The sequence below is a fragment of the Saccharomonospora azurea NA-128 genome (assembly GCF_000231055.2).
Taxonomy (GTDB): Bacteria; Actinomycetota; Actinomycetes; order Mycobacteriales; family Pseudonocardiaceae; genus Saccharomonospora; species Saccharomonospora azurea.
In genome coordinates, this window is sequence record NZ_CM001466.1 from 4,136,647 (window position 1) to 4,158,921 (window position 22,275).

Consider the following 22,275-nt stretch of genomic DNA (forward strand, 5'->3'; position numbering starts at 1 on the left):
GGGGGGTACTCGCGGCGGCGAGCGCGCGGGAGGAGACCCGCGGATGCCATGTGCGCCACGACCGGCCCGAGCGCGACGACCGCATCTGGCAGCGCAGTCAGACCGTGCGGCTGAACCCGTCGGGGCAGCCCGTCCTGACCGACCCGATCCTGGAGCGCGCCGCATGAGCGACCTGAACGCCGCCGAGGTACGACGCGTCGTCACCACGGCACTGGAGGAGGACCTGCGCTACGGGCCGGACGTCACCACGGAGGCGACGGTTCCCGAGGACGCGACGGCCACCGCCGAGCTGACCCCGCGGGCGCCCGGCGTCGTCGCCGGGATCGCGGTCGCCACGGCCGTGTTCGACGCCGTGCTCGGCGACGGTTACGACGTCCTGTCGGCGTGTGCCGACGGCACCGCCCTGCGGCCCGGGGAACCCGCGCTCGTGGTGCGCGGCGGTGTGCGGGGGCTGCTGACGGCCGAGCGCACCGCGCTGAACCTGCTGTGCCACCTGTCCGGCGTGGCGACGGCGACGGCGGCGTGGGTCGACGCCGTGGCGGGCACCGGCTGCGCCATCAGGGACTCGCGCAAGACGCTGCCCGGGCTGCGGGCTCTGGAGAAGTACGCCGTGCGTTGTGGCGGCGGGGTCAACCACAGGATGGGCCTCGGCGACGCCGTGTTGATCAAGGACAACCACGTCGTGGCGGCGGGGTCGGTGACCGACGCTCTGCGGCTGGCGCGCGAGCGGGCCGGCGAGCTCCCGTGCGAGGTGGAGGTCGACGACCTCGACCAACTCGTGGAAGCCCTGCACGCGGGTGCCGACGAGGTACTGCTCGACAACCTGAGCCCGCGCGACTGCAGGCGGGCGGTCGACCTGCGCGACGCGCTGTCGCCCAAGACCCGGCTGGAGGCGTCGGGAGGACTCACGCTCGCCGTGGCGCGCGACTACGCGGAGACGGGCGTGGACTACCTCGCCGTCGGCGCGCTCACGCACTCCGCGCCGGTGCTCGACATCGGCATGGACCTGCGCACGGCCTGAGGGGCAGGGGGCGTCACCGGGCGGCGGCGCCCCACCTCCGGTTCGCGAGCACGGCGGTGGCCGAGCGCGAGGCCTCCGCACGGGCGGGGTCGACGTCGACCACCAGCAGGTCGGCTTCGGCGCCGAGCTGGGCGTGGACGCGCCCGAAGGGGTCGGCGACGGTGGAGTGGCCCACGCCGTTCGGTGCGGTGGGCCGGACGTCGAGCCCCGCGGTGGCCGCGTCGGGTTGGTCACACCCGAGGACCCAGGTGCCCGAGTCGAGGGCGCGGGCCCGCAGCAGGAGCTCCCACTGCTCGCGCTTGCCCTCGCCGCCCGCCCACGACGCCGGCACCACGACGGCGCTGCTGCCCGCCTGGGCGAGCGACTGGAAGAGATCGGGGAACCGCACGTCGTAGCACGTGGCGAAGCCGAGGGTGACGTCGTCGACGGTGACGGTCAGCGGTTCGTCGCCCGGCGCCACCGTGTCCGACTCGCGGAAGCCGAACGCGTCGTACAGGTGGATCTTGTCGTAGCCGAGGTGGTGGCCGAGTCCGGTGACCAGCAGCGTGTTGCGCACCCGGTCGCCGTCGGGTGTGAACATGCCCGCGACCACGAGGACACCGAACTCGTCGGCGATCTCCTCCACCTGCCGTGCCCACGGCCCGTCGAGCGGTTCGGCCACGGACGTCAGGCGCACCCCGAAGCGCGCCAGCATGGCCTCCGGGAACACGACGACCCGCGCGCCGCGCGCGGCGGCGGTGGCCGTCCACTCGCGTACCGCCCGGAGATTCTCGGCCGGATCGACACTGGATGTGACCTGGCACAAACCCACTCGGAGCACGGCTACCTCCCGGTCGCGGACGTGGTCCCGCCTCGTACCCTAGACGTTATGTTGAACCGCACCGACCTGCGAGGTCGCGTTCCGTCACCGGCCCAGCTGCGCGCCCTGTTGCCGCGCGCCGAGATGGACGTGGACGCGGTGCTGCATCAGGTGCGGCCCGTGGTGGACGCGGTGCGCGAGCGCGGTGTCGAGGCGGTGCTGGAGTACGCCGAGCGGTTCGACCGCGTACGCCCGGAGCGGGTCCGTGTGCCCGCGGCGGAGTTGGCGAAGGCGCTCGACGAGCTCGACCCGGCGGTGCGCGAGGCGCTGGAGGAGTCGATCACCAGGGCCCGCGCCGTGCACGCCGACCAACGTCGTCAGGACGTTACGACGGAGGTCGTCGAGGGCGGCACCGTCACCGAACGCTGGGTGCCGGTGCGCCGCGTCGGCCTGTACGCGCCGGGCGGTCTCGCCGTGTACCCGTCGAGCGTCGTGATGAACGTCGTGCCCGCGCAGACTGCGGGTGTGGAGTCCCTGGTGTTGTGCTCGCCGCCGCAGGCCGACTTCGGCGGTCTGCCGCACCCGACGATCCTCGCCGCGGCGGCTCTGCTGGGCGTCGAGGAGGTGTGGGCCGTCGGCGGCGCGCAGGCCGTGGCGCTGCTGGCCTACGGCGGCACCGACACCGACGGCGCGGAGCTGGAGCCGGTCGACCTGGTGACCGGGCCGGGCAACATCTACCTCACCGCGGCCAAGCGCATGCTGCGCGGGCTCATCGGGATCGACTCCGAGGCCGGGCCCACCGAGATCGCCATCCTCGCCGACGACACCGCCGACCCGGCGCACGTGGCGGCCGACCTCGTCAGCCAGGCCGAGCACGACACGCTCGCCGCGAGCGTGCTCGTCACGACCTCCGAACGGCTCGCCGACGAGGTCGACGAGCACCTCACGAAGCGGGTCGCCGCCACCAAGCACAGCCAACGGGTGGAGGAGGCGTTGCGGGGCGCGCAGTCCGGCACCGTGCTCGTGTCCACACTGGACGACGGGTTGACGGTCGTGGACGCCTACGCCGCCGAACACCTGGAGATCCAGACCGCGAACGCGCGCGAGGTGGCGGCCCGGGTCCGCAACGCGGGTGCCGTGTTCGTCGGCCCGTACGCGCCGGTGTCGCTGGGCGACTACTGTGCCGGCTCCAACCACGTGCTGCCGACCGGCGGTTTCGCCCGGCACTCCTCGGGGCTGTCGGTGCAGAGCTTCCTGCGCGGCATCCACGTCGTCGACTACAGCGAGCAGGCGCTGCGCGAGGTCGCGGACAAGGTCGTGGCCCTCGCCACCGCGGAGGACCTGCCCGCCCACGGCGAGGCCGTCACCGCGCGGCTGAGGGGAGACGACGCGTGAGCACCTCCAAGAGCACGGACGTCACTCTGGACCAGCTCCCACTGCGCGACGATCTGCGAGGCAAGAGCCCGTACGGGGCACCGCAGCTCGACGTGCCGGTGCGGCTGAACACCAACGAGAACCCGTTCCCGCCTCCCGCCGAGCTCGTCGCCGACGTCGCCGAGGCCGTGCGCGAGGCCGCGCGTGACCTGCACCGCTACCCCGACCGCGACGCCGTCGCGCTGCGGCGGGACCTCGCGGCCTACCTGTCGACGTCCACGGGCGTCCCGCTGAGCGAGCGGCACGTGTGGGCGGCGAACGGGTCCAACGAGATCCTGCAGCAGCTGCTGCAGGCCTTCGGCGGTCCGGGGCGTACGGCGCTCGGGTTCGAGCCGTCGTACTCGATGCACTCGATCATCGCGGCGGGCACGCGCACCGACTGGGTTCCCGCGCCGCGCCGTCCGGACTTCACGCTCGACGCCGAGAAGGCCGCCGCGCTGGTGGCCGAGCGGGCGCCCGACGTCGTCTTCCTCACCAGTCCCAACAACCCGACGGGCGGGTCGATCCCGCTCGACGACCTGGAGACCGTGCTCAGGGCGGCTCCCGGGCTGGTGATCGTCGACGAGGCGTACGCGGAGTTCTCGTCGCAGCCGAGCGCTGTGCGGCTGCTCGACGACTATCCGGCGAAGCTCGTGGTGTCGCGCACGATGAGCAAGGCGTTCGCGTTCGCGGGCGGGCGACTCGGGTACCTGGCCGCGGCGCCCGCCGTCGTCGACGCCCTGCAACTGGTGCGGCTGCCCTACCACCTCTCGGTGGTGACCCAGGCCGCCGCGCGCGCCGCGCTGCGCCACGCCGACGCCACCCTCGCCTCCGTGGCGACGCTCGCCGCGGAACGCGACCGGGTCGCGGACGCGTTGCGGCAGCTCGGGTTCAGTCCCGTGCCCAGCGACGCGAACTTCATCCTGTTCGGACACTTCGCCGACGCGACGGCGGCCTGGAAGTCGTATGTGGACTCCGGTGTGCTGATCCGCGACATCGGCATCACCGGTCATCTGCGCGTGTCCATCGGCACGCCCGAGGAGAACGACACCTTCCTGAAGGTGAGCAAGGAGGTCCCGCGGTGAGCCGGGTCGGCAAGGTGGAGCGCACCACCAAGGAATCGTCCATCCGGGTCGAGCTCGACCTCGACGGCAGCGGCCAGGTGGAGGTGTCCACCGGAGTCCCGTTCTACGACCACATGCTGCACTCGTTCGGCGTGCACGGCAGCCTCGACCTGAAGATCGAGGCACAGGGCGACGTGCACATCGACGCCCACCACACGGTGGAGGACACCGCGATCGTGCTGGGGCAGGCGATCCGGGAGGCGCTGGGCGACAAGAAGGGCATCCGGCGCTTCGGCGATGCGTGGATCCCCATGGACGAGACGCTCGCGCACGCCGCCATCGACGTGTCGGGCCGCCCGTACTGCGTGCACGTCGGTGAGCCCGAGCAGTTCAACGCCTTCACCATCGGCGGCAACTACCCGTTCGTGCTCACCCGGCACGTGTTCGACTCGCTGTCCTTCCACGCGCAGATCGCCCTGCACGTGCGCGTGATCCACGGACGCGATCCGCACCACATCGCCGAGGCCGAGTACAAGGCCGTGGCGAGGGCACTGCGCGCGGCGACCGAGCCCGACCCGAGGGCGGGTGGCATCCCGTCCACGAAGGGAGTCCTGTAGGTGTCCGAGGACTTCGTCGCCCTCCTCCTCTTCGCACTGGCGGGCTTCCTGGCCGGTGGGGCCTTCAGCCTGTGGAAGAAGTCGAAGGGAGTGGCCCTGGCCATCGGCGCCGCCGCCCTGCTGTCGGCCGGCGGCGCCGTTCTCTGGCTCTCCTCCTGACGCGGCTCAGCGCGCGAGCGGCTCGGCCTCCCGCTCGCCGCTGTCGTCGGGCGAAGCGCCGCCTCGGGTGAGCTTCTCGCCCTCGACGTCGACGTTCGGCAGGATCCGGTCGAGCCAGCGCGGGAGCCACCAGGCACTGCGTCCGAGCAGCGACATCAGGGCGGGCACGAGCGTCATCCGCACCACGAAGGCGTCCACCGCGACACCGACGGCCAGCGCGAAGCCGATCGACTGGATGAGCACCGCCTCCGCCAGCACGAACCCGGCGAACACGCTGATCATGATGAGCGCGGCGGCCACGACCACACGGGAGCCGTGGCTGAAGCCGGTGATCATCGCGCGGTCGGGAGTGCTGCCGTGGACGTGTTCCTCGCGCATCCGCGTCACGAGGAAGACCTGGTAGTCCATCGCGAGTCCGAACAGCACGCCGATCAGCAGCACCGGCAGCACACTCATGATCGGTCCGATGGCGTCGACGCCGAGCAGGTCGGCGAGCCACCCCCACTGGAACACCGCGACCACCGCGCCGAAGGTGGCCGCCACCGAGCCGAGGAACCCGAGTGTCGCCTTGAGCGGCACCAGGATCGACCGGAACACGATCATCAGCAGGATGAACGCCAGGCCGACGACGAGCGACAGATAGGGCAGCAGCGCGTCGGCCATCGTCGCCGAGATGTCGATGTTCATGGCGGTGGCGCCGGTGACCGACGTGGTGGCCCCGGTGTCGGCCTTGATCGCCCCACCGAGCTCGCGGATCTCGGTGACGAGATCCTCGGTCTCCTGCGTCTGCGGACCGCTCTTCGGGATCACCGTCAGCAGGGCCGTGTCGCCCGCCCTGTTGAACTGCGGGGGCGTGACCATCGCGACGTCGTCCAGCGCACCGATGCGCTGCATCGCGGTCGTCGCGGCACCCTGCGGGTCGTCGCCGACGTCGAGGACGACCACCAGCGGACCGTTCAGCCCGGGCCCGAACTTCTCGCTGATCAGCTCGTAGGCCTTGCGCTGCGTCGAGTCCGGCGCGGCGGTGGCGTCGGTGGGCAGGCCCATGCGCATGTCGGCGGCCGGCACGGCCAGTACGGCGAGCCCGGCCACGGCGGCGACCAGCACCACGATGCGGCGGCGAGCGAGGAAGGAGGCCCAGCGCTCACCCGCCGTCGACGTGGCCGTCGCGCGGCGGCGCAGGCCGGGGAGCTTGCCGCCGAGCACCTTCACGCCCGCGAACCCGAGCACGGCGGGCAGGAGCGTGATGGCGATGAGCACGGCGACGGCCACCGTCGCGGAGGCTGCCAGACCCATCTGGCCCAGGATCGGGATGCCCACCACCGTGAGCCCGGCCAGGGCGATGATCACGGTCAGCCCGGCGAACACGACGGCCGAGCCCGCCGTTCCCACGGCCGTGGCGGCGGCGTCCTCGGGGCTCGCCCCGTTCTCCAGTTCGCTGCGGTGCCGCGACACGATGAACAACGCGTAGTCGATGCCGACCGCGAGGCCGATCATCAGCGCGAGCACCGGGGTGTTGGCGTTGAGGTCGACGACTCCCGAGAGCGCGGTGATGCCCGCCATCCCGATGCCGACGCCGATCAACGCGGTGAGCAGCGGCAGTCCCGCGGCGATCAGCGAACCGAAGGTGACGACGAGAACGATCGCCGCGACGACGACGCCGACGCCCTCGGTGGCCTGCGTGACGGGGATGCCCTGCATCGCGTCACCGCCGAACTCCACCGTCCACCCCGCGTCGCGGGTGGCCTGCGCGGTGGCCTGCAGCGCGTCGCGGTCGGCGTCGGTCACCTCCGGCGACGGCAGCGCGTAGACGACCTGGACGAGGGCGAGCGAGCCGTCCGGGGCGATCGACTTCGCCTCGAACGGGTCGACGACCGTGGCGACGTTCGGTGCCGTGCCGAGATCCTCGACCAGCCCGGCCACCACCGTGGGGTCGAGCTGCTCTCCCTCCGGTGGGGCGACGGCGACGTTCACCGTGCCCTTGCCGACACCGGCCTCCGGGAACTTCTCCTCCAGGCGATCGATGGCCTGTTGTGCCTCCGTGCCGGGGATCGTCACGGAGTTGGAGGTCTGGCCGGACATCGTGAAGGCGCCGACGCCGAACACCACGAGCAGCAGCACCCACAGGCTGGTGACCAGGCCACGTCGCCGGAAGGACGCGCGGCCGAGTCTGGCGAGGAAGGTGGCCAAGACGGACTCCCAATGCGAATACGATTCACGGATGTATGCCGTCACGCTAGCCGATCGGCAAGTAGTGTTTAAGCCGATCGGCAAGTGTGTGATCCGGAAAACACCGGTGTTCCGCGCGAAGCCGGCGGCAGGCGAGGGCGGCCGACCGTGACACACGGCGTAGGGTCGGAGTGTTTGTGAGGAGGAAGGATGAGTGACCACACCGTCGCCGAGGACACCCGGACTCGCCTGCTCGCCACAGCGCTGCGCCTGTTCAGTGAGCACGGTGTGGGGGCGACGTCGCTGCAGATGATCGCCGACGAACTCGGCGTCACGAAGGCGGCCGTCTACTACCACTTCAAGACCAAGGACGAGATCACCGAGGCCGTCGCCGCCCCGGCGTTGCAGGAACTGATCGCCCGCATGGACGAGGCCGAACGGCAACGCACCCGCGGCGCCCAGATCGATCACGCACTGAGCGGCTTCGTCGACCTCATCGTGCGGTACCGGTCACTGATCGCGCTGTTCAACAGCGACCCCGGCATCATGCGCGCCATCGACCGTTCCCTCGACGGGGTCGAGAACTTCGCCGCGCGCATGCGGACACTGCTCGCCGGCCCCGACCCGGAACTCGACGCCGCCCTCACCGTCAACGTCCTGCTCGCGGGCCTCGCCCTGGCCGGCGGCGCCCCGGAGCAGGCCCAACTCGACGACGAGACGCTGCGTGAGCACCTGTTCGACATCGGACGGCGGATGCTCGGACGGCCGAAGCGGCGGGCAAGGGCGGGCACGCGGTCGTCGGTGGCGGACACGCGTGCGTGAGGCGCGGACACGGTGTCCTGGGGTGCGGACACGCGTGCGTGAGGCGCGGACACGGTGTCCTGGGGTGCGGACACGCGTGCGTGAGACGCGGACACGCGTGCGGGAAGTGCGGACACGGTGTCCTGGGGCGCGATTGCCCCAGGGTCAGTAGCCGCCTTCGGCCTTCGGCTTCAGTCCCGGGGCGCCCGGGCCGCGCGCGGCGGCGCGGTCGTCCGGGTTGTTGAGGCCACACGTGCGCAGCGACAGGCACCCGCAGCCGACGCAACTGGTGAGTTGGTCGCGCAGCCGCTGCAGCGCGTCGATGCGCGCCTCCAGTTCGGACTGCCAGCTGCGCGACAACCTCGCCCAGTCGGCCCTCGTCGGCGCGTGGTCGTGAGGCAGCGTCGACAGCGCCTCGCTGATCTGCTCCAGACTCAGGCCGACGCGCTGGGCCGAACGGATGAAGGCGATCCGCCGCAGCACCGACCTCGGGTATCGGCGTTGGTTGCCCGACGTCCGCTCCGCGAAGATCAAGCCCTTGTCCTCGTAGAAGCGCAGCGCGGTGTGGGCGACACCGCTGCGGCGGGCCACCTGTCCGATGGTGAGATGGTCGGCGAGCTTCGGCACGAGTTCACCGTACCCGGGCCTCGACCATGGTCGAGCTACGGCACGGCGACGTGTGTGCGGTAGGCGTCGACGACCTGCCGCAGAGCCTCGTCGCCCGGGGTGTTCCACAGCTCGGCGTTGAAGACCTCGACCTCGATGGGACCCCGGTAGCCCGCGGCCTCACCGGCTAGGACCTGGACAACGCGTCGGCGCGGGACTGCGCGGCGCGCGCCGCCTGGAGCATCGCCTCGGCGAGGTCGGCGAGGTTCGTGCGGGCCGCGAGGTCGGCGTTGATCGCCACCTCCTGCACGCGCCCCCGCGCGTCGACCGTGACCTCGACCAGCCCCCAGTCGTCCTGGGCCTTGACGCGGCGTTCGGCGTTCCCGCTCGTGCCCTTGCGGGGGGACGTGCCGCTCGCGCCGCCCTTCTGTTTGCGGTCGGCGAGAAGACGGTTGTCGACACGATCGGACTGCGCCAGGAGCTCGTCGATCGACGGCAGCTTCTTCTCGCTCATTCCACTGCGACGTCGGTCGGTCACGCGTGGTTCCAACTTTTCGAACGGATCGTGGAACGCCCCGTGACATCCCCGCGTCCAAGGACCATGGGTTGGGTGAGGGCACGTGCGGAGGAGCTGGCACACCGGGAGGATCCGCCGTCCGCGAACGCGCTGGGCCGGTTCCAGCCCCGCTGGGTGCGGTCTCGCGGTGGGGGAGCGTCCGTGGGTGACCGGGCTGAGCGTCCGGCCCCGGCCACGCCGTCGGCGCGGCGTCCGGAGGGCCCCGGCAACCCGTCTCGCGCGGGCAGCCGCCTGATGCGCTGACACCGTCCCGTCAGGTGGAGCGGTCGGTCCGCCCGTCGGGATCGGGCATACTCTGGCGGCGTGGACCTGGTGACACTCGACGACATCCGCGCCGCGGCCGACCGCATCGCCTCCGGCATCGTCCGGACGCCTCTGCTGACGTGTACCTGGGCCGACCCGGAGCGGCCGTTGTGGTTGAAACCGGAGACGCTCCAGCCGATCGGCGCCTTCAAGATCCGGGGTGCGCTCAACGCGCTGGCCCGGCTCGACGAGGACGCGCGGCGTCGCGGCGTGGTGGCCTACTCCAGCGGGAACCACGCGCAGGCCGTCGCCTACGCGGCCGCCAGCGAGGGGATCACGGCGCACATCGTGATGCCCAGGTCGACACCCCAGATCAAGATCGACAACACGCGGGCGCACGGCGCCGAGGTCGTGGTGTGCGGCGAGGGCGAGCGCGAGAAGGTCGCCTACGAGATCGTCGCCGAGCGGGGAGCGGTGCTGGTGCCGCCGTTCGACCACCCCGACATCATCGCCGGTCAGGGCACCATCGGGCTGGAGATCGCCGAGGACATGCCGGACGTCGACGTCGTGCTCGTGCCGGTCAGCGGGGGTGGCCTCGCCTCCGGGATCGCGTCGGCCGTCACGGCGTTGCTGCCGAACGCCAAGGTGATCGGCGTGGAACCCGAGCTCGCCTCCGACACCAAGGAGAGCCTGCAGGCCGGGTCGATCATCGAGTGGTCGATCGAGAAGCGCAACCGCACCATCGCCGACGGGCTGCGCTCGCAGCCTTCCGAACTGACGTTCGCCCACCTGAGGTCCCGGTTGCACGACCTCGTCACGGTGACCGACGACGAGATCCGGTCCGCGATGGCGGTGCTGGCGCGCAAGGGCAGGCTGGTCGCCGAGCCGAGCGGCGCGGTGCCCACCGCGGCGTACCTGCACCACGCGGCCGAGCTGCCCGCCGGGCGCACCGTGGCCGTGGTGTCGGGCGGCAACGTCGACCCCGCTCTACTGTCGGACGTGCTCACCCGATCCCTCGACGAGGAGGACTGACACGGTGTTGTTCGGTGACGATCACGTGCGCCGTTACGAGGAGACCGACGGCGAGGAGGGCTACACCTGGATGAAGGGTGCGCCGATCCTCATCCTCACCACCACGGGCCGCAGGAGTGGGAAAGAGCGCAAGTCCCCACTGATCTTCGGCGAGCACGACGGCGCTTACGTCGTCGTCGCGTCCAAGGGCGGAGCGCCGGATCACCCCGACTGGTACAAGAACCTCGCCGCCGACCCCGCGGTCCGAGTCCAGGTCAAGGCGGACAAGTTCCCGGCCCGCGCCCGCACGGCGGTGGGCGAGGAGCGCGCGAAGCTGTGGTCCCGGATGGTCGAGGTGTGGCCCGACTACGAGGACTACCAGCGCAAGACCGAGCGGGAGATCCCCGTCGTGGTGCTGGAGCGGCCGGCCTGAAGAACACGCGCGTCCGTGTCGGTGGCCCCGGTCGCCGACCGCATCCGGTCACACTGATCCGCCGTTTCCCCCGCCGTGGCCGAGGCGCCTGGTTCGCGGTGGCCATCGAGGTCATCGCTCCGTTGCTGGCCGCGGCGACCCGGTGGCGCCTCGCGGGGCACGAGCATGTGCCCCGCGAGGGTGGTGTGCTGCTCGCCGGCAACCACCTGTCCTTGGCCGACCCGATCGCGGTGACGTTGTTCACACAGACCGCGGGGCGGGTGCCCCGGTTCTTCGCCATGGCGGAGCTCTGGAAGATCCCGGTAGTGCGCCGCGTGATGGCGTCCGGGCGGCACATCCCCGTGCACCGGGGCAAGGCCAGCGCGCTGCACGCGTTCCGGGACGGCGTGGCCGCGGTGCGCGAGGGGGAGTGCGTGGTGGTGTTCCCCGAGGGCGGGCTCACCGACCGGCCCGACGGCTGGCCGACCAAGGGGAAGACCGGCCTGGCCAGGATGGCGCTGACCACGGGAGCGCCCGTGGTGCCCGTGGCCTGCTGGGGTACGCACGAACTGCTCCCCGAGGGCAGGTGGCTACCCCGGGTGTGGCGCAGGCCGACCCTGCACGTCGTGGCCGGACCGGCGGTCGATCTGTCCGACCTGGTGTGCGAGCGGCCGAGCGCCACGCAGCTGCGGGAGGCCACCGAACGCATCATGACGTCCATCACGGACCTGCTGGTGGAGGTGCGTGGGCGCACCCCACCGGCCGAGGCGATGGGGGCATAATCGCGGCCATGAGCGAACACTTCGACGTTGTGGTGCTGGGTGCCGGCCCCGGCGGTTACACCGCCGCAGTCCGCGCGGCCCAGCTCGGGTACGACACCGCCGTCATCGAGGAGCGTTACTGGGGCGGGGTGTGCCTGAACGTCGGGTGTATTCCGTCGAAGGCGTTGCTGCGCAACGCGGAGCTCGCGCACCTGTTCACCCACGAGGCGCGCACGTTCGGCATCCAGGTCGACGGCGAGGTGACCTTCGACTACGGCGCGGCCCACCAGCGCAGCCGCAAGGTCGCCGACGGCCGCGTCAAGGGCATCCACTACCTGATGAAGAAGAACGCGATCACCCAGTTCAACGGTCGCGGCACCTTCACGAGTGACAAGTCCCTCCAGGTGGAGACGGCCGACGGTGTGGAGACCGTCACGTTCGACCACTGCATCATCGCCACGGGCGCCTCGCCGAAGCTGCTGCCGGGGACGTCCGTCAGCGATCGCGTCGTCACCTACGAGCAGCAGATCCTCTCGGCCGACCTGCCCGAGAGCATCGTGATCTGCGGCGCGGGTGCCATCGGCGTCGAGTTCGGCTACGTGCTGCACAACTACGGCGTCAAGGTCACCATCGTCGAGTTCATGGACCGCATGGTGCCCGCCGAGGACGAGGAGGTGTCGGCCGAGCTGGCGCGGCGCTACCGCAGGCTCGGGATCGACGTCCTCACCTCGACCCGCGTCGAGTCGATCGACGAGTCGGGCGAGAAGGTGCGTGTCACCGTGTCGAAGGACGGCGAGCAGCAGGTGCTGGAGGCCGACAAGGTGCTCCAGGCCATGGGATTCGCGCCCAATGTGGAGGGTTACGGCCTGGAGAACACCGGTGTCGCCCTCACCGAGCGTGGTGCGATCGATGTGGACGGTCGCTGCCGGACGAACGTGCCGCACATCTTCGCGATCGGCGACGTGACCGCCAAGCTCATGCTCGCTCACGCAGCGGAGTCGATGGCCATGGTGGCGGCCGAGACGATCGCCGACGTGGAGACGATGGAGCTCGACTACCGCATGATCCCGCGGGCGACGTACTGCCAGCCGCAGGTGGCGAGCTTCGGGCTCACCGAGGAGCAGGCGCGGTCCGAGGGCTACGACGTGCAGGTGTCGAAGTTCCCGTTCACGGCCAACGGCAAGGCGCACGGCCTGGCCGACCCGGTCGGGTTCGTCAAGATCGTGAGCGACGCCAAGTACGGCGAGCTGCTCGGTGGCCACCTCATCGGTCCGGACGTGACCGAGCTGCTGCCCGAGCTGACGCTGGCGCAGCAGTGGGACCTGACCGTGCACGAGGTCGCCCGCAACGTGCACGCGCACCCGACCCTGGGTGAGGCCGTGAAGGAAGCCATCCACGGCCTCGCGGGCCACATGATCAACATGTGACGTCGCTCCCCCTGCGGTCGGTCGCGCCGGCCGCAGGGGGCGACGTGTCGCGCCGATACCCGGGCCGTATCCGCGTGGAGCACGTCGAAACGTCCGAACGGGCTAGTCACCGTCGCGCGCGGGTGGGTAAAGATCACTACTGATCCGTGTGGTCTCGTCCCTTAAGGTTTTCGTCTATGGCCGTCCCGCGCTTCGCCCGGCTTCCGGTGTGCCTCGTGGCCGGTGCCGCGATGGTGGTGCTGCTGGCGTTCGGCAACCGGTACGGCTACCACGGCGACGAGTTGTACTTCATCGCCGCGGGGCGGCACCTCGACTGGGGCTACGCCGACCAGCCGCCGCTGCTGCCGTTGCTGGCGCTGGTGATGGACAGTCTCTTCCCGGACTCCGTGATGGGGTTCCGGCTGCCCGCGATGCTGTTCACCGGCATCGGCGTCGTCGTGGCCGGGCTGACGGCCCGGGAACTCGGTGGCGGTACCCGGGCCCAGGTCATGGCGGCCGGGGCCTACGCGTGTTCGCCGTTCCTGCTGGCGGGCGCGGGGCACATCCTCGCCACCCACATGGTGGACGCGTTCCTGTGGACCCTCGTCGTGTGGCTGGTGGTGCGGTGGGTCCGGGTGCGCGACGACCGGGTCCTGCTCGCGGCGGCGCTCGTGACGGCCGTCGACCTCCAGGTCAAGTTCCTCATCCCGGTGTTCTGGGCCGTCGCGCTGCTGTCGTCGCTGCTGCTGGGGCCGAAGGACCTCGTCCGGCGGCCCCTGCTGTGGGTCGGTGGGGCGATCGCGGTGGCCTCGTGCGTGCCGACGCTCGTGTGGCAGGCGGCCAACGGCTGGCCGCAGCTGGAGATGAACCGCATCGTCGCCGACGAGGTGTCGTACGCGGGCGGGCGCGTGACGTTCCTGCCGATGGCGCTCGAACAGGCCGGGTACGGCGTGGGCGCGGTGCTGGTGGTGCTCGGTGTGTGGTGGTTGCTGCGGTCTCCGCGGCTGCGCGCGTACCGCTTTCTGGGGCTCACGGTGCTCGGTGTGACGGCGGTGTTCTGGGTGTCCTCCGGCAGGCCGTACTACGTCGGCGGGATGTTCGCGCTGTGCTTCGCGGTGTCGGCGGTCGAGCTCGACCGGGTGCTGACGTCGCGGTGGAGGCCGGCCGTGGTGCTGGCGTACGCGGTGTCGGCGCTGGTGGCGGTGAGCTGGTTGCCGGTCAAACCGATCTCGGCCTACGCCGGGGAGCCGTACGACCCGATGAACATGGAGCTGGAGGAGTTCGGCTGGCCGCAGGTCGCCGAGAGCGTGGCGTCGGCGTACGCGGAGCTTCCCCCCGAGCAGCGGGCCGCGACCACCATCGTGACCGAGACCTACTGGCAGGCGGCGGCGATCGAGAAGTTCGCGCCCTCGCTGCCCGAGGCGCACAGCGGTGGGCGCGGTTACTGGTACTTCGGCTCGCCTCCCGAGAGCGCGCCGCTGACGCTCTTCGTCGGCGGTGAGCGGGAGAAGCTCGCCGAGGCCTTCGAGCGCGTGACGCTGCTCGGCACCGTGGACAACGGCCACGAGGTCAACAACGACAACCAGGGCGCACCGATCTGGTTGTGCGAGGGGCGAACGGCGTCGTGGGCGGAGTTGTGGCCCTCGTTCCGGCACATGAGCTTCAAGTGGTGACCCGCTGGTCACGCCCTGTCTGAGCAGGATCGTTCACTGACGGCCCGACTGGAGCCTTGACGATCCGACGGTTATCGCCCTACTTTTGCATGCCAGAGAAGAAAGTGGGGCTGATGTGGATATAAGTCTGCACACGGCGAGCGGCCAAGTGGGTACCCGGCCCCGACTCACTCTCACCCGCCCCGTCCCCGCTCCTCGGCACCGGTCGCTTCTCGCACGCTCCGCCCGGCTCTCCGGTCGCGGCGGACTGTGCGCGCCCGGGCCGAACACGCAGTGCCCGCCGACGTCACCGGTACGCGGCGGTGGTCAGGTCAAGCGAACTTGGTGGGTTTCGACTCGTGACTGAACAGGCAAGCAGCAATGACGGCAGGCGACCCGAACTGCGGGTCGCCATGGTGGGCCACGCCTTCATGGGCGCCGTGCACTCGCAGGCGTGGCGCAGTGTCGCGCGGTTCTTCGACGTACCGCGCCCTCCCAGAATGGTCGTCCTCGGTGGGCGGAACCCCGAGCGCACCGCGCAGGCGGCACAGCGCATGGGCTGGGACGAGGCCGCCACGGACTGGCGGGACCTCGTACGACGCGACGACGTCGATCTCGTGGACATCTGCACTCCCGGCGACACCCACGCCGAGATCGCCATCACGGCGTTGGAGGCCGGCAAGCACGTGCTGTGCGAGAAGCCGCTGGCCAACACGGTCGACGAGGCCGAACGGATGGTGCAGGCCGCCGAACGCGCTCGCGAGCGCGGCGTGTACGCGATGGTCGCCTTCAACTACCGCCGAGTGCCCGCACTCGCGCTGGCCCGGCGGTTGGTGGCCGAAGGGCGGTTGGGGGAGGTGCGCCACGTGCGGGCCGCCTACCTGCAGGACTGGCTCGCCGACGCCGAGTCGCCGATGACGTGGCGGCTGCGCAAGGAGCAGGCGGGATCGGGCGCGCTCGGCGACATCGGCGCGCACATCATCGACGCCACCCAGTTCGTGACGGGCCAGACCATCGCGGGCGTGTCGGCGTTGACCGAGACGTTCGTGCGGCAACGCCCGTCCGACGGCGGTGGCATGGAGGACGTCACCGTCGACGACTGCGCCCTGTTCACCGCCCGGTTCTCGTCGGGCGCCGTGGGCAGTTTCGAGGCGACGCGCTACGCGCTGGGTCGTAAGAACGCCATGCGCATCGAGATCAACGGCTCGAAGGGCAGCGTCGCCTTCGACTTCGAGTCGATGAACGAGTTGTGGTTCCACGACGGTACGGACGCGCCGGAGACCGGAGGATTCCGACGCATCGTCGTCACCGAACCCACCCATCCCTACGCCGGCGCCTGGTGGCCGCCGGGACACGTGCTCGGCTACGAGCACACGTTCACCCACGAGCTCGCGGACCTGCTCACCGCGATCGAGTCGGGGACGCCACCGGAACCCAGTTTCGCCGACGGCCTCCGCGTGCAGCGGGTGCTGGAGGCGGTCGAGAAGAGTGCGGAAAACGGATCGAGTTTCGTGCAGGTGTAGTCGGCAACCGACCGGGTCCCACGTGTTGGGGGACGAGGAGTAGGTACCAGTGCAACGAAGCAGTAGTACCAGCGGGACGAGACCGTCGCGGATCGGATGGAAGGCCGGTGTCGCGGCGCTGGCATTGACCACGGGACTGGGAGCCGGCGGTTTCGTCGCCGCCGCGGACCAGAAGACTCAGCACGAGGAAGGCAGCGTTCTCGTCTTCTCGAAGACCGCGGGCTTCCGGCACGACTCGATCCCGGCCGGGATCGAGGCCATCGAGCGGCTGGGCGCGGAGCACCACTTCTCCGTGGAGGCCACGGAGGACGCCGCGGCCTTCACGGACGACAACCTCGCGGGCTACGACGCCGTGGTGTGGCTGTCGACCACGGGCGACGTCCTGAACGACGAGCAGCAGGCCGCCTTCGAACGCTACGTCGAGGGCGGCGGGGGTTACGTCGGCGTGCACGCCGCGTCCGACACCGAGTACGACTGGCCGTGGTACGGCGACCTCGTGGGTGCCTGGTTCGACTCGCACCCGCACATCCAGGAAGCCACCGTCGAGGTCGAGGACACCGACCATCCGTCCACAGCGGACCTTCCGGAACAGTGGGTGCGCACCGACGAGTGGTACAACTACCGCGAGAACCCCAGGCAGGACGTCCGCGTGCTCGCCTCGCTCGACGAGAGCAGCTACGACGCGGGCTCCGGCGCGATGGGCGACCATCCCATCGCCTGGTGCCACGAGAACAGCGGTGGCCGCGCCTGGTACACGGGCGGCGGACACACCGTCGAATCGTTCGAGGAGCCGGAGTTCCTCGCCCACCTCGCCGGCGGCATCTCCTACGCGGCGGGACTCGCCGACGCCGACTGCAGCACGTCGGGTGACCCGGGCGGCGACGCGCCGGCCGACTCCGACTTCGACCAGATCACCCTCGCCAAGGGCGAGGACGTGACGGGGGAGCCGATCGCGCTCGCGGTACTCCCGGACCGTCGGGTGCTGCACACCGCCCGCGACGGCCGGGTCTTTCTGACCACGCCCGAGGGCACCACGACCGTGGCGGCGACGCTGGACGTCTACAACCACGACGAGGACGGCCTCCAGGGCATCGCGGTCGACCCGGACTTCGAGAACAACGGCTGGGTCTACCTCTACTACGCGCCGCCGCTGGACACCCCGGCCGGGGACGCGCCGGAGAACGGCACGCCGGAGGACTTCGCGCCGTTCGAGGGCCACAACCAGCTCTCCCGGTTCAGGCTGACCGACGAGGGCACGCTCGACCTCGACAGCGAGCAGCAGATCCTGCAGGTGCCCGCCGACCGCGGCACGTGCTGCCACGCCGGTGGTGAGATCGACTTCGACGCCGACGGCAACCTGCTGCTGTCCACGGGCGACGACACGAACCCGTTCGCCTCGGACGGGTACACGCCGATCGACGAGCGCTCCGACCGCAACCCCGCGTTCGACGCCCAGCGCAGCTCGGGCAACACCAACGACCTGCGCGGCAAGATCCTGCGGATCACGGTGCAGGAGGACGGCAGCTACACGATCCCCGAGGGCAACCTGTTCGAGCCGGGCACCGAGAAGACCCGCCCGGAGATCTACGCGATGGGTTTCCGCAACCCGTTCCGGTTCGCGGTCGACAAGGAGACCGGATGGATCTACCTCGGTGACTACGGTCCCGACGCGGGATCGGCGAACCCGGACCGCGGCCCGGCGGGCACCGTGGAGTTCAACCTCGTCAAGGAGCCCGGCAACTACGGCTGGCCGTACTGTGTGGGCGACAACGAGCCGTTCCACGACTACGACTTCGCCGAGGGCACCTCGGGCGGGGCGTTCGACTGCGACGCTCCGGTCAACGACAGCCCGAACAACACCGGGCTGACCGAGTTGCCGCCCGCGCAGCCCGCGTGGATCCCGTACGACGGCGGGTCGGTGCCCGAGTTCGGCACCGGTGGCGAGTCGCCCATGGGCGGCCCGGTGTACCACTTCGACGCCGAGCTCGACTCCAACACCAAGTTCCCCGAGTTCTACGACGGCAAGAACTTCGCTTACGAGTGGGACCGCGGCTGGATCAAGACGATCGAGGTCGGCGAGGACGGCGAACGCGGAGCCATCGAACCGTTCTTCGAGTCCATGCAGCTCACGCGGCCGATGAACATCGAGTTCGGTCCCGACGGGTCGCTGTACGTGCTGGACTACGGCAGCGGCTACTTCGGTGGCGCGGCCGACTCGGCCGTGTACCGCATCGACTACACGAAGGGCAACCGCACGCCGCAGGTGTCGCTGTCGGCCGACGTGACGTCCGGGCAGGCTCCGCTGGAGGTCGCGTTCGACCCGTCGGGCACCGAGGACGGGGACGGCGACGAGCTCACCTACGCCTGGGACTTCGACGGCGACGGTGAGACCGACTCGACCGAGGCCGGGCCGGTGACGCACACCTACGAGCAGGAGGGGCAGTACAGCGCCCGGCTCGCGGTCACCGACACCAGCGGGCTCACCGGGAGCGCCAGCGTCGTGGTGACGGTCGGCAACACCGCTCCGACCGTCACGATCGAGACGCCCGTGAACGGCGGGTTCTTCGGCTTCGGCGACAGCGTGCCGTTCCAGGTGACCGTCACGGACCCCGAGGACGGGGAGATCGACTGCTCGAAGGTCACCGTCGAGTACATCCTCGGCCACGACAACCACGGTCACCCGCTGTCGAGGGCCACCGGATGTGAAGGGGTCATCGAGACGCCCGCCGACGAGGGCCACGGACTCGACGCCGACATCTTCGGGGTCATCAACGCGAGCTACACCGACACCGGCGCCGGGGACGTGCCCGCGCTGGAGGGCTCGGACGAGGTCGTGTTGCAGCCCAAGATCAAGCAGGCCGAGTTCTTCACCGAGCACGAGGGCGTCGAGGTCGTGGACGCCGACGGCGCCAGCGGTGGCAAGCGGATCGGCTACATCGACGACGGCGACTGGATCAAGCTCGACCCGGCCGACCTGACCGGCGTCGAGGGCGTGACCTACCGGGTGTCCTCGGGCGGCGAGGGCGGCACCATCGAGGCGCGGATCGGCGCGGTCGACGGTCCGGTGGTCCACACCGTGGACGTGCCCAACACGGGCGGCTACGACGACTACACGGAGATCGGTCCCGTGGCTGTCACCGATCCGGGTGAGAAGGGGCCGCTGTACCTGGTCTTCCGCGGCGAGGGCAGCGGAGGATTGTTCGACGTGGACGTCCTGCACGTCGACGGCGGGGGAGTCGCCCAGCCCGGCACCCCGCCGGCGGACTGCGAACCGGCGCAGCCCGAGGAGGGCTACCGGATGCTGTTCGACGGCACCGCCTCCTCGCTCGACGGCTGGAACCAGGCCGGACCCGGTTCGTTCGAGCTGGAGGCCGACTGCACGATCAAGTCGGTCGGCGGCATGGGGCTGCTGTGGTTCGGCGAGGAGCTCGGCGCCTACAGCCTCAAGCTCGACTGGAAGATGGCCGGGGACGACAACTCCGGCGTGTTCGTCGGGTTCCCCGACCCCGGTGACGACCCGTGGGTGGCGGTGAACGAGGGCTACGAGATCCAGATCGACGCCACGGACGCCCCCGAGAAGACCACGGGGGCGATCTACGAGTTCCAGTCGGCGGATCTGGAGGCCCGGGACGCCGCGCTGAACCCGCCGGGGGAGTGGAACTCCTACGAGCTCGTGGTCCGCGACCAGACGATCCAGGTGTACCTCAACGGGACGCTGATCAACGATTTCGTCAACACCGACGAGAACCGTGACCTGACGAGCGGGTTCATCGGGTTGCAGAACCACGGCGACGGTGACGACGTCTGGTTCCGCAACGTGCAGGTGCGCGAGCTGGACACGACGGCACCGGCGACGGAGGCGTCGTTCGCCGAACCCGGCGCGAGCGGGTGGCACGCGAGCGAGGTGGGCGTCACGCTGACCGCCACCGACGACTCCTCCGGTGTCGAGCGCATCGAGTACAGCCTCGACGGCGGGGACTGGACCACCTACACCGAGCCGGTCGTGATCAGCGGCGACGGTGAGCACACGATGCTCTACCGTGCCGTCGACGCGGCGGGCAACGTCGAGACCGACAAGGCCGTCACCGTGAAGATCGACGGCACGAACCCGACGGTGCTCGTCGGCGGTGTGGCGGACGGCTTCGTCTACGGCGACGCCACCGACCTCACGATCACGTGGCAGGCCCGCGACGACACGTCCGGCATCGCCTCGGCCGCGGCCGAGCTCGACGGCGAGGCGGTGGAGGAGAGCACCACGGTGCCGTTGCACCGGCTGGACCTCGGCGAGCACACGCTGACCGTGGGGGCCACCGACGAGGCGGGCAACACGGCCGAGCACACCGTGACGTTCACGTCGACCACGTCGGTGGCCGACGCGAGGGCGCTGGTGTACCGGTTCGCCGCCGACGACCGGCTCAACCTCGTCCAGAAGGTGCTGCTGCTCGTGGATCTGGCGCGGGCGGAACGGGCTCTCGACCGGGACCGGCCGCAGCAGGCGGCACGGGCGCTCGACTCGTTCGTCGATCGGGCCGAGCGGGTCTCGGACGAGCGGGCGCGCGACACGCTCGTGCGCGACGGCCGCGCTCTTCTCGGCCATGTCGACGGCAGTGCCACGCTGCCCGTCGTGTCGTGAACCTCTCCCGGGCGGGCGTTCGCGGCGCGGCGAGCGCCCGCCCGGGAGCCTCCACGACGATGTCGTCGTAGCGACCAGCCGAAACGGCGTGAGAGGGTCGGGCAAGGCGCGGCGGTGAGTCCCGCCGCGAAGAGGACGAATGAACTGAGGTTGGTGCATCATGGCGCCCACAGGGTTGTGGTTGATCGGTGCCCGAGGTTCGGTCGCCACCACGGCGATCACGGGTCTGCTCGCGTTGCGGGCCGGAGTCGTTCCTCCCGTCGGCTGCGTCAGCGCGCAGCAGGAGTTCGCGTACGTCCCGTTGCCGGACTGGGACGAAATCCACGTCGGCGGACACGACATCACCGACACGAGCCTGGAGAAACGGGCCGAACTGCTCGCCGAGTCGGGAGTGATCCCGCACCGGGTGCTCGAAGCGGTACGCCCCGCTCTGTCCGAAGTGGATGACCAGGTGCGGCCGGGGTATCACCCGGCGACGCACACGGGCACCCAGGCGGACGCGGCCAGGGCACTCTCCGCCGACCTCAGCGCCTTCGCCGAACGCCACGGTCTCGCCCGGGTCGTGGTCGTCAACGTGTCGTCGACCGAGCCGGTCTTTCCGCCGTTGCCCGAGCACGACAACCTGGAGACGTTGGAAGCGGCCATGGCCGTCCCCGGTCGCACGGTGCTCCCGCCGAGTTCGGTGGCGGCCTACGCGGCACTGCGGGCCGACTGTCCCTTCGTCGACTTCACGCCGTCCACGGGCGTCCGCCTGCCCGCGCTGACGGCACTCGCCGACCGGAGGAAGGTGCCCTACGCCGGGTCGGACGGCAAGACGGGCGAGACGCTGGTCCGGACCACCCTCGCCCCGATGTTCACCACGCGCGGGCTCACGGTGCGGTCGTGGGCGGGCACGAACCTCCTCGGTGGCGGCGACGGCATGACGTTGGCCGACGCCGAGCACGCGGGCAGCAAGCTCGCCTCCAAGGGACGGGGGTTGGCGACGCTGCTCGGTCGGGAGGTCACGGCGCCGCTGCACATCGACAACGTGCCCGATCTGGGCGAGCAGAAGATCGCCTGGGACCACGTGTCGTTCGACGGCTTCCTCGGCGCGCGCATGAGCATGCAGTTCACCTGGACCGGCTACGACTCGTCGCTCGCCGCGCCGCTGGTGCTGGACCTCGCGCGGTTCACGGCGGCGGCGCACGCGGCGGGTCGGACGGGAGCTCTCGCAGAACTCGCCTTCTTCTTCAAGGACCCGATGGGAAGCGACGAACACCGCCTCGCGCAACAGTTCTCCGCGCTCGTCGACTGGGCGGGCACGCTGTGAGCGCCTACGTCGAACTCGTCCGCGCGCCCGCGGCGCTGACGGTCGTGGGCGACACCGTGGCCGGTGCCGCGGCGGCGGGGACCCGGCTGCGGGGCCGGC

Annotated in this window: 20 protein-coding genes and 1 pseudogene; 17 read left to right on the plus strand and 4 right to left on the minus strand. The window is 70.7% G+C overall.

Features of this window, described 5'->3' with window-relative positions; genetic code table 11:
- Both SACAZDRAFT_RS22655 and nadC read left to right on the plus strand, forming a co-directional pair.
- The coding region (locus SACAZDRAFT_RS22655) for a succinate dehydrogenase/fumarate reductase flavoprotein subunit (protein ID WP_005444335.1) at window positions 1-167 on the plus strand (167 nt) is incomplete at its 5' end.
- A complete protein-coding gene (nadC, locus tag SACAZDRAFT_RS19125) occupies window positions 164-1,021 on the plus strand; it encodes a carboxylating nicotinate-nucleotide diphosphorylase (RefSeq protein WP_005444336.1) in 858 nt (285 codons plus the stop codon). The genes SACAZDRAFT_RS22655 and nadC, both read left to right, overlap by 4 nt.
- A 13-nt stretch (window positions 1,022-1,034) precedes the next feature.
- Here the strand turns inward: nadC and SACAZDRAFT_RS19130 are convergent, their stop codons facing one another.
- Window positions 1,035-1,841, minus strand: a complete 807-nt coding sequence (locus tag SACAZDRAFT_RS19130; protein ID WP_005444340.1) for a carbon-nitrogen hydrolase family protein — start codon at window positions 1,839-1,841, stop codon at window positions 1,035-1,037.
- 48 nt (window positions 1,842-1,889) lie between these two features.
- Between SACAZDRAFT_RS19130 and hisD the strand changes: the two genes are divergently transcribed.
- The 4 genes from hisD to SACAZDRAFT_RS23470 are packed head-to-tail and all read left to right on the plus strand — an operon-like array spanning window position 1,890 to window position 5,073.
- Window positions 1,890-3,215, plus strand: coding sequence for a histidinol dehydrogenase (gene hisD / locus SACAZDRAFT_RS19135; protein ID WP_005444342.1), 1,326 nt, complete (start codon window positions 1,890-1,892; stop codon window positions 3,213-3,215).
- The gene (locus tag SACAZDRAFT_RS19140; RefSeq protein WP_005444344.1) at window positions 3,212-4,318 is read left to right on the plus strand and encodes a histidinol-phosphate transaminase; all 1,107 of its coding nucleotides are present in this window, start codon (window positions 3,212-3,214) and stop codon (window positions 4,316-4,318) included. The genes hisD and SACAZDRAFT_RS19140 overlap by 4 nt, the downstream gene beginning before the upstream one ends.
- Complete coding sequence (gene hisB / locus SACAZDRAFT_RS19145; protein ID WP_005444345.1) at window positions 4,315-4,914, plus strand: imidazoleglycerol-phosphate dehydratase HisB; 600 nt, start codon at window positions 4,315-4,317, stop codon at window positions 4,912-4,914. Before SACAZDRAFT_RS19140 ends, hisB begins: the two co-directional genes overlap by 4 nt.
- Window positions 4,915-5,073 carry a hypothetical protein gene (locus tag SACAZDRAFT_RS23470; RefSeq protein WP_005444346.1) on the plus strand — a complete coding sequence of 53 codons (159 nt, stop codon included), beginning with the start codon at window positions 4,915-4,917 and terminating at the stop codon, window positions 5,071-5,073. It begins immediately after the preceding gene.
- Between the two features lie 6 nt (window positions 5,074-5,079).
- On the opposite strand, the gene SACAZDRAFT_RS19150 is transcribed toward SACAZDRAFT_RS23470, so the two are convergent.
- On the minus strand, window positions 5,080-7,263 hold the full coding sequence (locus tag SACAZDRAFT_RS19150) for an MMPL family transporter (RefSeq protein WP_040927819.1): 2,184 nt from the start codon (window positions 7,261-7,263) through the stop codon (window positions 5,080-5,082).
- A 189-nt stretch (window positions 7,264-7,452) separates the two neighbouring features.
- Between SACAZDRAFT_RS19150 and SACAZDRAFT_RS19155 the strand changes: the two genes are divergently transcribed.
- Window positions 7,453-8,064, plus strand: a complete 612-nt coding sequence (locus SACAZDRAFT_RS19155; protein ID WP_005444350.1) for a TetR/AcrR family transcriptional regulator — start codon at window positions 7,453-7,455, stop codon at window positions 8,062-8,064.
- Between the two features lie 144 nt (window positions 8,065-8,208).
- Here the strand turns inward: SACAZDRAFT_RS19155 and soxR are convergent, their stop codons facing one another.
- Together soxR and SACAZDRAFT_RS19165 are read right to left on the minus strand one after the other, a co-directional pair.
- The gene (gene soxR / locus SACAZDRAFT_RS19160; RefSeq protein ID WP_005444352.1) at window positions 8,209-8,670 is read right to left on the minus strand and encodes a redox-sensitive transcriptional activator SoxR; all 462 of its coding nucleotides are present in this window, start codon (window positions 8,668-8,670) and stop codon (window positions 8,209-8,211) included.
- A gap of 166 nt (window positions 8,671-8,836) precedes the next feature.
- Window positions 8,837-9,163, minus strand: coding sequence for a YbaB/EbfC family nucleoid-associated protein (locus tag SACAZDRAFT_RS19165; protein ID WP_005444354.1), 327 nt, complete (start codon window positions 9,161-9,163; stop codon window positions 8,837-8,839).
- A 96-nt stretch (window positions 9,164-9,259) separates the two neighbouring features.
- On the opposite strand from SACAZDRAFT_RS19165, the gene SACAZDRAFT_RS23060 reads away from it, so the two are divergent.
- The 10 genes and pseudogenes from SACAZDRAFT_RS23060 to SACAZDRAFT_RS23475 all read left to right on the plus strand — a co-directional run.
- Window positions 9,260-9,469 (plus strand): hypothetical protein, encoded by a 210-nt coding sequence (locus SACAZDRAFT_RS23060; protein WP_141630133.1) that lies wholly within the window; start codon window positions 9,260-9,262, stop codon window positions 9,467-9,469.
- A gap of 60 nt (window positions 9,470-9,529) precedes the next feature.
- Window positions 9,530-10,501 carry a threonine ammonia-lyase gene (locus tag SACAZDRAFT_RS19170; protein ID WP_040927820.1) on the plus strand — a complete coding sequence of 324 codons (972 nt, stop codon included), beginning with the start codon at window positions 9,530-9,532 and terminating at the stop codon, window positions 10,499-10,501.
- Between the two features lie 4 nt (window positions 10,502-10,505).
- Window positions 10,506-10,913 (plus strand): nitroreductase family deazaflavin-dependent oxidoreductase, encoded by a 408-nt coding sequence (locus SACAZDRAFT_RS19175; protein WP_005444358.1) that lies wholly within the window; start codon window positions 10,506-10,508, stop codon window positions 10,911-10,913.
- A gap of 98 nt (window positions 10,914-11,011) precedes the next feature.
- Window positions 11,012-11,674, plus strand: coding sequence for a lysophospholipid acyltransferase family protein (locus SACAZDRAFT_RS19180; protein WP_005444360.1), 663 nt, complete (start codon window positions 11,012-11,014; stop codon window positions 11,672-11,674).
- An 8-nt stretch (window positions 11,675-11,682) separates the two neighbouring features.
- A complete protein-coding gene (lpdA, locus tag SACAZDRAFT_RS19185) occupies window positions 11,683-13,080 on the plus strand; it encodes a dihydrolipoyl dehydrogenase (protein WP_005444362.1) in 1,398 nt (465 codons plus the stop codon).
- 176 nt (window positions 13,081-13,256) lie between these two features.
- Window positions 13,257-14,732: an ArnT family glycosyltransferase gene (locus SACAZDRAFT_RS19190; protein WP_005444364.1), complete on the plus strand. Its 1,476-nt coding sequence runs from the start codon at window positions 13,257-13,259 to the stop codon at window positions 14,730-14,732.
- Between the two features lie 392 nt (window positions 14,733-15,124).
- Complete coding sequence (locus tag SACAZDRAFT_RS19195) at window positions 15,125-16,234, plus strand: Gfo/Idh/MocA family protein (RefSeq protein WP_005450398.1); 1,110 nt, start codon at window positions 15,125-15,127, stop codon at window positions 16,232-16,234.
- A 49-nt stretch (window positions 16,235-16,283) separates the two neighbouring features.
- On the plus strand, window positions 16,284-20,867 hold the full coding sequence (locus tag SACAZDRAFT_RS19200) for a ThuA domain-containing protein (protein WP_005444368.1): 4,584 nt from the start codon (window positions 16,284-16,286) through the stop codon (window positions 20,865-20,867).
- Window positions 20,868-21,027: 160 nt separating this feature from the next.
- Entirely contained in the window at window positions 21,028-22,176 is a 1,149-nt protein-coding gene (locus SACAZDRAFT_RS19205) for an inositol-3-phosphate synthase (RefSeq protein WP_005444377.1), read from the plus strand.
- A pseudogene (locus SACAZDRAFT_RS23475) lies at window positions 22,173-22,275 on the plus strand (SCO3242 family prenyltransferase); the annotation flags it as partial. The gene SACAZDRAFT_RS19205 and the pseudogene SACAZDRAFT_RS23475, both read left to right, overlap by 4 nt.